Origin of the sequence: Proteus vulgaris (assembly GCF_023100685.1) — a bacterium.
Lineage (GTDB): Bacteria > Pseudomonadota > Gammaproteobacteria > Enterobacterales > Enterobacteriaceae > Proteus.
In genome coordinates, this window is record NZ_CP090064.1 from 39,840 (window position 1) to 51,978 (window position 12,139).

The following is a 12,139-nucleotide window of genomic DNA, read 5'->3' on the forward strand; positions in this document are numbered from 1 at the left end:
CCCATATGAAAGCATTGTCAAAATTAAAAGCACAAGAAGGTATTTGGATGACCGATGTTCCAGTACCTGAAGTTGGTCATAACGATGTGATGATCAAAATTCGTAAAACAGCGATTTGTGGCACTGATGTTCATATTTATAACTGGGATGAGTGGTCACAAAAAACAATTCCTGTGCCGATGGTCGTCGGCCATGAATATATCGGTGAGATTGTTGCAATAGGACAAGAAGTTAAAGGCTTTAATATTGGTGATCGTGTCTCGGGTGAAGGGCATATCACTTGCGGGCATTGTCGTAATTGTCGTGGTGGTCGCACTCATTTATGTCGTAATACTATTGGTGTCGGTGTTAATCGCCCAGGTTGTTTTGCAGAATATCTAGTTATTCCTGCTTTTAATGCGTTTAAAATTCCAGACAACATTCCTGATGAGTTAGCCGCTATTTTTGACCCTTTTGGTAATGCTGTACATACCGCGTTATCTTTTGATTTAGTGGGTGAAGATGTACTGGTCTCTGGCGCTGGCCCCATTGGAATTATGGCCGCTGCAATTTGTAAACATGTTGGGGCTCGTCATGTGGTGATCACCGATGTTAATGAATATCGCCTTGATCTCGCGAAAAAAATGGGTGTTACCCGAGCCGTTAATGTTAGCAAAGAGAACCTGACTGATGTTATGAAAGAGTTGGGTATGACCGAAGGGTTTGACGTAGGTTTAGAGATGTCTGGGGCACCTCTAGCGTTTCGTACTATGCTTAACACCATGAATCATGGCGGTCGCATTGCCCTTTTAGGTATTCCACCTTCCGATATGGCAATTGATTGGGGACAAGTTATCTTTAAGGGGCTGTTTATTAAAGGTATCTATGGTCGTGAAATGTTTGAAACGTGGTATAAGATGGCAGCACTTATTCAGTCTGGCCTTGATCTCTCTCCGATTATTACTCATCAATTTCCAATCGATGAATTCCAAAAAGGCTTTGATATCATGCGTTCCGGTCAATCAGGTAAAGTGATTCTTGATTGGCAGTAATGAGTGATCATTAAGCAAAAAAGAGCCTTCTAAGGCTCTTTTTTATTGCGTCACTTTTCAAATTCATCCATTGAATTAGGATTAGGAGGAGAGGGTAATTTCTTTTTTTCTGATGAGTCAAATCCATTGGATAACGTATTAATCAGTGTACTTTTTTTCATCGAAATAATGGCTTCTTGTGCTGGCTTTAGCCAAGACGCAGGTTTTGGCTCTTTGGGTTGTTCTGTTGGTGGTACAACTTTTGGTGGTTCAGGCTGTGCTGGTTTTTCTGTTTGTGGTTTTAATAAGCTACTTGGTGCGACTAATTGAATATCAGCAGGTAGTAAAGGCAGCTGTTGTTGCAATGCTCTGACGGTAGAAGGGTGAGGGTGTCCAATAGCGATGGCTGAGCCATTTTTTCGCGCTAAAGCAATTGCACGAGCAAGTTGTTGGCGAGTCTCAGCTTCTGTTTGTACGTTATCGAGAAAGACATGGCGACGCAAAGAAGGAACTCCTGCGGCTTTAGCAGCAATGGCAGCTTGTGTATTACCAATGGTTACGCTATCTAAAAAATAGAGGTTTGAGTGATTAAGCGCTTTAATAACTCTATCCATCGCTTGTCTATCTGATGTCATCGCACTGCCCATATGGTTATTCATACCGACAGCGTAAGGGACATTATTAATAGCATGTTGAATAATACGGTTAATTTCAGCCTGATCCATTGACGGTTTTAGTGTGTCGCGCTCTAGAGGTTGTTTACTAATGGGGGCCATGGGCATATGGATAAGAATTTCCCGTCCTTGTGCATGGGCTTTAGTCGCCACTTCTTTTCCATGAGGTGAATCAGGCAAAATGGCGATAGAAACCGCAGTTGGAAGTTGCAAAATTTGGTTATCTTCTTTTTTACGATACCCAAAATCATCAATCACAATAGCTAATTTGGCCGCAAATGCAGGTGTGCTCACAACCAGACTTAGCAACATTAAACTAAGTAAAAAAGCACTCTTGCGTTGTAATGTGCCAAGTAATTTCAAACCTACCTCCCAAGCCAAGGAACAGGGTTTACTGCTTTTCCTTGACGTCTAATTTCAAAATAGAGTGCTGAACGCTCTTGTCCACCACTATTACCGACTAAAGCAATAGATTGGCCCGCTTTTACTTGCTGACCGACATTCACTAAAGCACTTTGGTTATAACCGTAAAGGCTCATATCTCCTTTCCCATGTTCAACCACGACAACTAAACCATAACCTTGAAGCCAATCTGCAAGTAATACACGACCATCAGCAATGGCTTTTACCTCTGTGCCTTGAGCTGCAGGTATCACAATTCCTTTCCAACGTAATTCACCAGAGCCAGAAATAGATTCACCAAAACGGTGTAATAAAGAGCCCCTAATTGGCCAAATAGCTTGTCCTGCAGGTTTACCTAAACCGCCTGTACGTGACATCAATGATTGTTCTTCAGCCGTTGGTTTATAGGTTGAACCTCGCTGTTGGGCTTCACGTTGTTTGGCGGCGATGCGGGCAGCTTCTCGAGCTTCTCGCTCTGCACGGGCCTTAGCTTCTCGCTCTGCTTGAGCGATTTTATTTCTTAATTGGGCTTCGTTAGCTCGCATAGTGGCTAAATTTTTCTGATCCGCTTTTAAGGTGGATTCAAGTTGAGTTAGTGTTTTTTGTCGAGCTGCTAATGCGTTATCAAGCTTTTGTTTTTCTTGCTGCTGTTTAGTTAAGACTTGTTTTTGTTCGTTCTGTTTTGCTTGCTGTGCGGTTTTTTCAGCCTCAAGTTCTTTTGAGGTTTGAGCCAGTTCGGCCATTGTCTCTTTTCGTGCGTCGTTGATATAGCTGTAATACGCTAGAATACGCTCTTCACGCTGGCCTTCTTCCCCACGAAATAGAAGTTCAATACCTTGGTGTTTACCCTGACGATAAGCGGCGTCCATTTGGCGGGCTAATAACTCTTGTTGTGAATGATATTGTTTTTGTAGACGTGCAATATTCGCGGTGATGGTTTTGATCTCTTTACCTAAAGTTTGTAAGCGACTTTGAGTTTCATGCACTGAACGACCTGCATTAGAGATTTGTGTTTCTTGCGTTTTTAATTGATTAAGAAGCGCAGTACGTTGTTTTTGTTGCTCTTGAACTTGTTTCTCTTTTTCCGCAATCGTGGTTTGTAGATCTTTTAATTGATTGCGATTATCTGTTAATGAATTGGCAAAAACAGGTGCGGCTGAAAAGAGAGTTGTACTAATAAGCAACGTGATTAACGGTAAAGAAAATACACGATAAGACTGATGTGTTTTTTTTTGAAGATCCATTTTCTCTGCCATCTGACCAACGTACCTTTCATAACAGTTTGTAAGATTATTTCATGCCACAAAACAACTGACCAGCTAACATGAAATAAAGCCGAAATTTCAGATAATACCTAACAGGTAATCTATTCAATTAATAAGAGATTATAAAGCAATAATAGAAGGAGAGAGGAAAAAAGAGGCAATCCGTGTGACAGCGCAATAAAATATCACGCTGTCCACGAGAGATATTATTCGACGATAGTACCCCAAAGGTCATATTCATCTGCATGTTCAATAAGAACACGAACGATTTGTCCTGGTTCAACATCAAACTGCTCATTAAGGTAAACCGCACCATCAATTTCAGGTGCATCAGCCATACTTCGACCAATAGCGCCTTCTTCATCGACTTCATCAATCATAACAAGTAGCACTTTACCAATTTTCTCTTGTAAGCGTTCAGTCGAAATTTGTTGTTGTAGTTTCATAAAACGGTGATAGCGTTCTTCTTTCACTTCTTCAGGTACTTGATCGGCTAATTCATTCGCTTTCGCGCCATCAACAGGGCTGTATTTAAAGCAACCAACACGATCTAAGCGTGCTTCGGTGAGGAAATCCAATAACATTTGGAAATCTTCTTCTGTTTCACCCGGGAAACCAACAATAAAAGTAGAACGTAAGGTTAATTCGGGGCAAATTTCACGCCAGCGTTTTACACGCTCTAAGGTGCGCTCAACAGAGCCTGGGCGTTTCATCAGTTTTAAAACTTTCGGGCTTGCGTGTTGTAATGGAATATCTAAATAAGGCAAAATTTTGCCTTCAGCCATTAAAGGAATAACATCATCAACATGTGGATACGGATAAACATAATGCAAACGAACCCAAATCCCTAATTTTGCAAGCTGTTCACATAGACTCACCATACTGGTTTTAACTGGCATTCCATCCCAAAATCCTGTTTGATGCTTAGTATCAACACCATAAGCAGACGTATCTTGTGAGATAACCAGTAATTCTTTTACCCCTGCGTTGACTAATCTTTTGGCTTCATTTAATACTTCACCAATTGGACGACTGTCTAAATCACCACGCATTGATGGGATGATGCAGAATGTACAACGATGATTACAACCTTCAGAAATTTTCAAATAGGCGTAATGACGAGGTGTTAACTTGACACCTTGTTCGGGTACAAGGCTGATAAAAGGGTTGTGATCAGGTTTTGGTACATAGTGATGAATATGTGATAAAACTTGTTCGTAACTATGAGGTCCTGTGATTTCGAGTACCTTTGGGTGCACTTCACGAATTTGATTCTCTTTTGCACCTAAACAACCAGTAACAATGACTTTACCGTTTTCATCGAGTGCTTCACCAATTGCTTCTAGTGATTCTTGTACTGCGCTGTCAATAAACCCACAGGTGTTGACGATGACTAAATCAGCATCATTATAGGTAGGAACAACTTGATAACCTTCTGTACGCAGTTCGGTTAGGATACGTTCAGAGTCCACTAAATTTTTAGGACAACCTAACGAAACGAATCCAATTTTAGGCACTTGATTTGTTTGCGACATGCTCGTGTTCTCAATACTTTTAAATAAATAACAGATTGTTGTTTCTCAGACAGGTGTGAATTTTACGCAAAGGGTGATTTCTACGTAAATAGCCATTATAAGGGATGCTGATTTATTAATAGCTTGCCTGAAGAGGGATCTTGTAGAGTAAAAAGGGGTGACCTTTTTAATTCATCATTTTTCATAAATCCGATGCTAATGGTACATAAATCCGTCAATAAAAAAAATGATTGTTGAGAAACTTTCCGCAAAAACTGAAAGAGAAACGCAGGAATAGGCTGTAATTGCGCCATGACAAAGGTATACTTTGGCTCTTTGATACTATTTTTAACTAACGAGAGTGATTGCATCCTATGCTGCAAGAAGTAATGCAATTTTTCAACCGGCACACCCTGTTAAGTTTTGTTTGGGTTGCGCTGCTGGTGGCGGTCATTGTATTGACCTTTAAAGGGCTTTTTTCTAAGACGAAAAATATTTCCCGTACAGAAGCGATTTCTTTGATAAATAAAGAGAATGCGGTATGTGTTGATATCCGTAGCCGTGATGAATTCCGTAAAGGACACATCATTGATTCTATCAATTTAACGCCTTCTGAAATCAAAAATAATAATATTGCTGAGCTGGAGAAATATAAATCACAGCCAGTTATTGTTGTATCACCGTCAGGCATTGAAGGTGCAAAACCTGCTGAAAGCCTAATTAAACTCGGTTTTGAAAAAGTCTTTATCTTAAAAGATGGTCTTTCAGGCTGGAGTGGTGAAAATTTACCACTGGCTAAGGGTAAAAAATAACGAGCGAGCAGATTGAGTTCTATACTTACTGCTATTCAATTAATAAGGATATAAAAAGGTAAGATTATTATGTCAGAACAGCAAAACCAAGAGATGACTTTTCAAATTCAGCGTATCTATACAAAAGATATCTCTTTTGAAGCACCTAATGCTCCACAAGTTTTCCAAAAAGAGTGGCAACCAGAAGTTAAATTAGATTTAGATACATCTTCTAATACTTTAGCTGAAAACGTGTATGAAGTTATTTTGCGTGTCACTGTAACTGCAACTATGGATAACGAAACTGCATTCCTGTGCGAAGTGCAACAAGCAGGTATCTTCACTGTTGAAGGTATTGAAGGCACTCAATTAGCACATTGCTTAGGTGCATATTGCCCTAATGTTCTGTTCCCTTATGCTCGTGAATGTATCACTAACTTAGTCAGCCGTGGTACTTTCCCACAACTGAACTTAGCACCAGTTAACTTTGATGCGTTGTTTATGAACTATTTACAACAGCAACAAACTGATGCCGCTAATGAAGGGGCTGAAGAAGCTTAATGAACGCTTCTATGACAGTTATCGGTGCCGGTTCATACGGCACCGCTTTAGCGATTACCTTAGCGCGCAATGGTCATGATGTTGTACTTTGGGGTCATGATCCTGAGCATGTTGCTGCATTAGAGCAAGCACGCTGTAATCAGGCATTTCTGCCCGATGTTTCCTTTCCTGATAGTTTATACATGGAAGCTTCTTTGCAAAAAGCCATTGAAGCCAGCCGTAATATTCTTGTTGTGATCCCAAGCCATGTTTTTGGTGATGTATTACAACAGATCAAACCCTTTTTACGTCAGGATGCACGTGTTGTTTGGGCGACAAAAGGACTTGAGGCTCATACTGGTCGCTTGTTGCAAGATGTAGCGCGTGAAGTATTAGGTAATGAAATCCCGCTAGCAGTTTTATCAGGCCCTACTTTTGCCAAAGAGCTTGCAGCAGGTCTGCCTACTGCTATTTCAGTTGCATCAACGGACAATACCTTCTCTGAAGAGTTACAGCAGTTGTTCCATTGTGGCAAAAGTTTCCGTGTGTATAAAAATCCTGACTTTATCGGTGTGCAATTAGGTGGCGCGGTAAAAAACGTGATTGCTATTGGCGCAGGTATGTCTGATGGTATGGGGTTTGGTGCGAATGCACGTACAGCACTAATCACTCGTGGCCTTGCTGAAATGAGCCGTTTAGGTAAAGCATTAGGTGCAGATGCCGCAACGTTTATGGGAATGGCAGGATTGGGAGATTTAGTTTTAACCTGTACCGATAACCAATCTCGTAATCGTCGATTTGGTATGATGCTAGGCCAAGGTTTTGATGTTGATACTGCCCAAGAAAAAATTGGGCAAGTCGTTGAAGGTTATCGCAATACCAAAGAAGTTCGCGCATTAGCAGAACAAGTCGGTGTTGAAATGCCTATTACAGAGCAGATCTACCAAATTTTATATCAGCATAAAGACGCGAAAGAAGCCGCATTATCTTTATTAGGTCGAGCCACTAAAGATGAGATAGACAGCAATCTTTTCTAAGTCTATTTTAGATAGTTATTTATTTCTGTTTTAAACATAAAAAGCCTAAGTTTTTACTTAGGCTTCAATGTAAAAAGAATGAGAGTGAGTATGTCGCTAGAAGAGCTAAAAAGAGTCTGGGATCATATTAAAAATGAAGCAAGATGTTTGGCAGATTGTGAGCCAATTTTGGCGAGTTTCTTCCATGCGACATTACTCAAACATGAAAACTTAGGTAGCGCCTTAAGTTATATGTTGGCGAATAAGCTGGCAACCCAGACGATGCCTGCGATCGCTGTTCGTGAGATTGTTGAAGAAGCATATCGTAGCGATAATTCTATGATTGAATCAGCGGCTTATGATATTTCAGCCGTTCGTTTACGCGACCCTGCAGTTGATAAATACTCTACGCCACTACTTTATTTAAAAGGATTTCATGCGCTACAAGCTTATCGTATAGCCCATTGGTTATGGAACCAAGATCGTAAAGCGCTTGCCGTTTATCTGCAAAATCAAATCTCTGTGACTTTTGGTGTCGATATTCACCCTGCTGCACGTATTGGTCACGGTATTATGCTTGATCACGCAACGGGCATTGTCATTGGTGAAACGGCTATCGTAGAGAACGATGTTTCTATTTTACAATCCGTGACTTTAGGTGGAACAGGTAAAACTTGTGGTGATCGTCATCCCAAAGTACGTGAAGGTGTGATGATTGGTGCGGGTGCTAAAATACTCGGTAATATTGAGATTGGTCGCGGTGCCAAAATTGGTGCGGGATCAGTCGTTTTACATGAAGTTCCTGCACACACTACAGTTGCTGGTGTTCCTGCCCGTATTGTCGGTAAGCCAACGAGTGACAAGCCTTCACTCGATATGGATCAACACTTTAATGGTGTGGTGCCTGGTTTTGAATGTGGTGATGGCATTTAATGGCATTAACTGAAGTTATGCTCTCTGAACTTAAGGCTTGTTTACACGTCGAGTATATTGGTGATAACAAGCCTTTTAGTTGGATAAGACTATTTCATCGCGTCTTTTTCTGTCAACGTTCACGTTATCTATTTTGGTGGCGTGTCGCCCAATTCTTTTATTTTTCTAAAAATCGTTTTCTTAAAAAATTAGGTATTCGTATTGGTGCTAAAAACAATCGTAAATATTGCAACGATATCTCATTAAGAACGCGTATAGGTAAAGGCCTTTCATTACCTCATCCCATTGGGATTGTACTGACTAATTACTGTCAGTTAGGTGAGAATGTGACGTTAATGCAAGGTGTCACCATTGGAGTAAAAGAGAAGGATGGCAAAGCAGATATTCGAGTTGGCAACCATGTTTATATTGGTTGTAATTCTTCGATTATCGGCGGAGAGATAGAGATTGGTGATAATGCGGTGATTGGTGCTCACGCATTGGTATTAAAGGATGTGGGGGAAGGGTGTCGGTATATTACTAAAGTTGTCGCCGAAATCAGACAATCATCAGTGTAATAAATTAAATTTTAGTCATTTGAAATAAAAAAAGCGCTAGTCATTATTTATGATCAGCGCTTTTTACATTTCAGTCTCTTAGTAATGCACCAGGATAACCAAGTTGACGCCATGCTTCAAAAACCACAATAGTAGTTATAAAAACTAATAAATATTTATATAAAATAATTTTTAATTTTAAAATAACTCATTCTTAAAATATGTTTTGTTTGGTATGGAGAAAGAAATGTTGAACATAATAAAAGTAGGTATTTATTAGGATTTACATTATTCATCCTAAGTGCTCTTACTAGTAATAGTTGACTTTTAAAATGTAATTCATTTATGATTTTATTCACTTTTATATAATCTAACATTCTTTGTTCATTGTAATTATCTATACCATATTTTTTTCTAATTTTATTCATTTTTATTATGTGATATTGGCATTTTCTTTGTCTTAATGAATTTTTAAAAGATAAAGATTGCGTATTTATTCTATACATTACTAATGGTTTTTCAATATTTGAAATTGTATAGTTTTTAGCAATAAGCCTCGAAATAAAATCAAAATCTTGTGAGTTGGGGTAATTTCGATATCCTTGCATTTTTTCAAAAATATCTCTCGACATGAACCATGTGGGGTGATAACAAACAGATTTATAACCTAAGGTACTTTTTAGTTTTAAAAAATCATTTGACAAACAGGAAGTAGATATAAATTTACCATGCTCATCAATTCTATTTATGCCTGTACCAATTAATGCAAAAGAATTAGATTTATAATATTTTAGTTGTACATTTAAGCGTTCTGGATCGGCAATATCATCAGCATCTAACCGAGCAATAAAATTACCATCGCTATGTTCAAATGCTTTGTTTAATGAACTTGCTAATCCAAGATTTATGCTATTTTCTACAATTATTATTTCAATGTTTTTTATTTCTAGATTATTAATTATATTTTTATAATGTTCACATTTATTAGGGTTATCGATAACAATAACTAATTGAATTTCAAATTTACCATATGTATTTTGAGCGACTATCGAATTAATAGATAGTATAATCCATTCATCGATTTCATTATATATGGAAAATAATACAGATATTTTATCGTTTTTCATGTTTTTTAAATTAACTCAATATATTTTCTAACAATGTGATTTATATTATATTGCTTTGTTTCTTTTGTTAAATAATTAGGTTCTATTACCTTAGTATTTGTTTCCTGTAATGATAATATCAATCCTTTTTCATCATTTATGTTAAATAATATACCAAGTTGATTAGATGCAATACTTCCTGATATAATTTCATTATCTATTTTTAATATCTCTCTTGGGCCAGTTCTACAATCTGAACTAATAATAGGTACACCAAGATAAAGAGATTCAATTAATACATTTGGAAAACCTTCTGATATAGATGTAAGTACTGTATATTTAGCATGTTTTATATAAGGGTAAGGGTTTTCTTTATTTCCTAGGAATTTTATGTTTTTATTCTTATATTTTTCTTTATAATCTTCATATAGAGCTCCATCTCCAATTAACAGTAGTTTATAATTGGTTTTTTTAAATGTATCTAATAAGAAAGAGATATTTTTAACAGGGTGAAATCTTCCTACAAAGATGAAGTACTCACCAGAAGAAAACGGATTGTCATCTACAATTACTTTAGATAATTCAAGTATATTATCTAAGTTATAACAATTGGGGATAACAAAGTTGTTTTTTTCTCCAACAATAGGTAAATAATCATTTAACATTCTCTGAGTAAGAAATACTTTTTTAGTGGCGTATTTAAATATATTCTTTATTATAAATAGATTTATTTTTGATTTTAAACTTTTATTGGAATATTTTAAAATTGAGCCATGTGTAACAACTATACTTTTATGATTTTTAAATAGTGATAAGGATATATTAATATAGTTTGCTCTAAATAAATGACTAATAATTGTATTTATTTTTTCTTTTCTAAGAATAAAAAATAAATGGATAGCCGCGGAAAAATTATTTATTATATTTCCAATAAAAGGGACTTTGATATTTATAGGGTTTTTTATTAATATTATATCTTTATGTAAAGCATAACTGATATTGTTTTCTATTATATAGAAGTATACTTTATAATTATTTTCTTTTAGTCCATTGGCTAAGTTACAAGCTATTCTCTCACCACCACCATTAGAAAGAGAGTTTGATAAAATTAAAATTTTTTTCATGAAATATTATTTTTACCTTTTAAATATAATATTGAGATAAATAAGAATAGTTGACCTAACAAAATAGAAAAAACAAAATTGTATTGAGAATGATTGAAGTTTTCAATTGATAACATAAATGATATTGTTAATATCCCACTTAGTAAAGAAAATGGGCTTATATACTTTGATCTTTTCATTATAACTAACATATGTACTAAAAAAGAGTTTGCAAGGCTAAAGAATATAATTAATAAATAAAAGAATAATATCAGTGATAATTCTTCAGAGTATTTAATGTTTAATATATGAAAAATATATTGGTCTAATATTTCATAGATTAACATGCCTGTAAATTGAACAAATATGAAAAATAATAAGATAATGTTTGTAAATTTATAAAAATTATTTTTATTATTTAAATAAAAATAATTCATTTTGGGAAAAGTAACATCGATGACTGGTGTTAATATAGATACTGATGCTGATACAATGCGTTGTGCTACACCAATAAAACCAACAAATTCAATGCCATATATTGATTTTGCTATAATTAGTGCTACGGGGTTTATAGCACCTGTAATCAGTCTCATTGATGTGAGATGCCAACCTTCTTTCAATAATAACTTACTTTTTTTTGATAGATTAAAGTATTTTTTGTTTTTTATTTTATTTATAGGTAGTCTCTTAATTATATAACAATTAGAGTATATAAATAAAATTATATTAGGGAGTATTAAAAAAAGAAGGTATTCCTCTATGTTTGTATCATAATTAACAAATAGAAAAACATAAATAACATATATTATTTTAGAAAATAAAGATATAACGACTAAATTTATTAATTTATATGTGGCTTGAAAATACCATTTGCATTGAAGTATTGAAGTAGAAAACCATACAAATAATATGAGTGTTTGTAAGTAAGTCAATTCAACAATAAATTTCAATAAGATCAAAAAGATAAATATTAATATACAGAATAAAATCTTTATTTTTTGTATTTCTATATATAACAATGTTTTTTTAAAGGTGGAAATTTTAGATGAAAATTCCCTTGTTGCATTAGCATTATATCCCCATTCACCGATAAGAATTATATACGCTGAAATAGCTTGAAGCAAAGCTATAATGCCATAGTTAGATATACCAAGATACTTTATAACTATAGGAATTGCAATTAAGGGAATTAGTAGTTCGATTGCTTTAATGAATTGTAGATAAAAAACATTTTTAATAATCATTCTTT

The 12,139-nt window shown here is 35.8% G+C and carries 12 protein-coding genes; 6 read left to right on the forward strand and 6 right to left on the reverse strand.

Features of this window, described 5'->3' with window-relative positions; genetic code table 11:
• Nucleotides 1-5: 5 nt before the first annotated feature.
• The gene (gene tdh / locus LW139_RS00195) at nucleotides 6-1,031 is read left to right on the forward strand and encodes an L-threonine 3-dehydrogenase (RefSeq protein ID WP_247850479.1); all 1,026 of its coding nucleotides are present in this window, start codon (nucleotides 6-8) and stop codon (nucleotides 1,029-1,031) included.
• A 50-nt stretch (nucleotides 1,032-1,081) separates the two neighbouring features.
• Here the strand turns inward: tdh and LW139_RS00200 are convergent, their stop codons facing one another.
• The 3 genes from LW139_RS00200 to rimO all read right to left on the reverse strand — a co-directional run bounded on the left by LW139_RS00200 (nucleotide 1,082) and on the right by rimO (nucleotide 4,886).
• A complete protein-coding gene (locus LW139_RS00200) occupies nucleotides 1,082-2,047 on the reverse strand; it encodes a divergent polysaccharide deacetylase family protein (RefSeq protein WP_166539311.1) in 966 nt (321 codons plus the stop codon).
• Nucleotides 2,048-2,049: 2 nt separating this feature from the next.
• Nucleotides 2,050-3,342, reverse strand: coding sequence for a murein hydrolase activator EnvC (gene envC, locus LW139_RS00205; protein ID WP_109409876.1), 1,293 nt, complete (start codon nucleotides 3,340-3,342; stop codon nucleotides 2,050-2,052).
• Between the two features lie 215 nt (nucleotides 3,343-3,557).
• The gene (rimO, locus tag LW139_RS00210; protein ID WP_072070442.1) at nucleotides 3,558-4,886 is read right to left on the reverse strand and encodes a 30S ribosomal protein S12 methylthiotransferase RimO; all 1,329 of its coding nucleotides are present in this window, start codon (nucleotides 4,884-4,886) and stop codon (nucleotides 3,558-3,560) included.
• A gap of 353 nt (nucleotides 4,887-5,239) precedes the next feature.
• Here rimO and LW139_RS00215 point away from each other — a divergent pair, with 353 nt between their 5' ends.
• The 5 genes from LW139_RS00215 (at nucleotide 5,240) to LW139_RS00235 (ending at nucleotide 8,702) form a co-directional block, all read left to right on the forward strand.
• Nucleotides 5,240-5,677: a rhodanese-like domain-containing protein gene (locus LW139_RS00215; RefSeq protein WP_023583406.1), complete on the forward strand. Its 438-nt coding sequence runs from the start codon at nucleotides 5,240-5,242 to the stop codon at nucleotides 5,675-5,677.
• Nucleotides 5,678-5,746: 69 nt separating this feature from the next.
• Nucleotides 5,747-6,217: a protein-export chaperone SecB gene (gene secB, locus LW139_RS00220; protein ID WP_006534205.1), complete on the forward strand. Its 471-nt coding sequence runs from the start codon at nucleotides 5,747-5,749 to the stop codon at nucleotides 6,215-6,217.
• A complete protein-coding gene (gpsA, locus tag LW139_RS00225) occupies nucleotides 6,217-7,233 on the forward strand; it encodes an NAD(P)H-dependent glycerol-3-phosphate dehydrogenase (protein WP_088494106.1) in 1,017 nt (338 codons plus the stop codon). The genes secB and gpsA overlap by 1 nt, the downstream gene beginning before the upstream one ends.
• A 90-nt stretch (nucleotides 7,234-7,323) precedes the next feature.
• Nucleotides 7,324-8,145 carry a serine O-acetyltransferase gene (cysE, locus tag LW139_RS00230; protein WP_072064676.1) on the forward strand — a complete coding sequence of 274 codons (822 nt, stop codon included), beginning with the start codon at nucleotides 7,324-7,326 and terminating at the stop codon, nucleotides 8,143-8,145.
• Entirely contained in the window at nucleotides 8,145-8,702 is a 558-nt protein-coding gene (locus LW139_RS00235; protein WP_247850480.1) for a serine acetyltransferase, read from the forward strand. The genes cysE and LW139_RS00235 overlap by 1 nt, the downstream gene beginning before the upstream one ends.
• Nucleotides 8,703-8,857: 155 nt before the next feature.
• Here the strand turns inward: LW139_RS00235 and LW139_RS00240 are convergent, their stop codons facing one another.
• Genes LW139_RS00240 through LW139_RS00250 form a run of 3 tightly spaced genes read right to left on the reverse strand, consistent with a single transcriptional unit; the run spans nucleotide 8,858 to nucleotide 12,134 of the window.
• Entirely contained in the window at nucleotides 8,858-9,808 is a 951-nt protein-coding gene (locus LW139_RS00240; RefSeq protein ID WP_247850481.1) for a glycosyltransferase, read from the reverse strand.
• A 5-nt stretch (nucleotides 9,809-9,813) separates the two neighbouring features.
• Nucleotides 9,814-10,911: a glycosyltransferase gene (locus LW139_RS00245; RefSeq protein WP_247850482.1), complete on the reverse strand. Its 1,098-nt coding sequence runs from the start codon at nucleotides 10,909-10,911 to the stop codon at nucleotides 9,814-9,816.
• The gene (locus tag LW139_RS00250) at nucleotides 10,908-12,134 is read right to left on the reverse strand and encodes an oligosaccharide flippase family protein (protein WP_247850483.1); all 1,227 of its coding nucleotides are present in this window, start codon (nucleotides 12,132-12,134) and stop codon (nucleotides 10,908-10,910) included. Before LW139_RS00250 ends, LW139_RS00245 begins: the two co-directional genes overlap by 4 nt.
• Between the last annotated feature and the right edge of the window lie 5 nt (nucleotides 12,135-12,139).

Bases quoted from the DNA above. Each gene is read 5' to 3' on its own strand.
- LW139_RS00215 (WP_023583406.1), top strand. From the start codon at position 5,240: ATGCTGCAAGAAGTAATGCAATTTTTCAACCGGCACACCCTGTTAAGT.
- LW139_RS00245 (WP_247850482.1), bottom strand. From the start codon at position 10,911: ATGAAAAAAATTTTAATTTTATCAAACTCTCTTTCTAATGGTGGTGGT.
- LW139_RS00250 (WP_247850483.1), bottom strand. From the start codon at position 12,134: ATGATTATTAAAAATGTTTTTTATCTACAATTCATTAAAGCAATCGAA.
- LW139_RS00235 (WP_247850480.1), top strand. From the start codon at position 8,145: ATGGCATTAACTGAAGTTATGCTCTCTGAACTTAAGGCTTGTTTACAC.
- secB (WP_006534205.1), top strand. From the start codon at position 5,747: ATGTCAGAACAGCAAAACCAAGAGATGACTTTTCAAATTCAGCGTATC.
- gpsA (WP_088494106.1), top strand. From the start codon at position 6,217: ATGAACGCTTCTATGACAGTTATCGGTGCCGGTTCATACGGCACCGCT.
- LW139_RS00240 (WP_247850481.1), bottom strand. From the start codon at position 9,808: ATGAAAAACGATAAAATATCTGTATTATTTTCCATATATAATGAAATC.
- cysE (WP_072064676.1), top strand. From the start codon at position 7,324: ATGTCGCTAGAAGAGCTAAAAAGAGTCTGGGATCATATTAAAAATGAA.
- rimO (WP_072070442.1), bottom strand. From the start codon at position 4,886: ATGTCGCAAACAAATCAAGTGCCTAAAATTGGATTCGTTTCGTTAGGT.
- tdh (WP_247850479.1), top strand. From the start codon at position 6: ATGAAAGCATTGTCAAAATTAAAAGCACAAGAAGGTATTTGGATGACC.
- envC (WP_109409876.1), bottom strand. From the start codon at position 3,342: ATGGCAGAGAAAATGGATCTTCAAAAAAAAACACATCAGTCTTATCGT.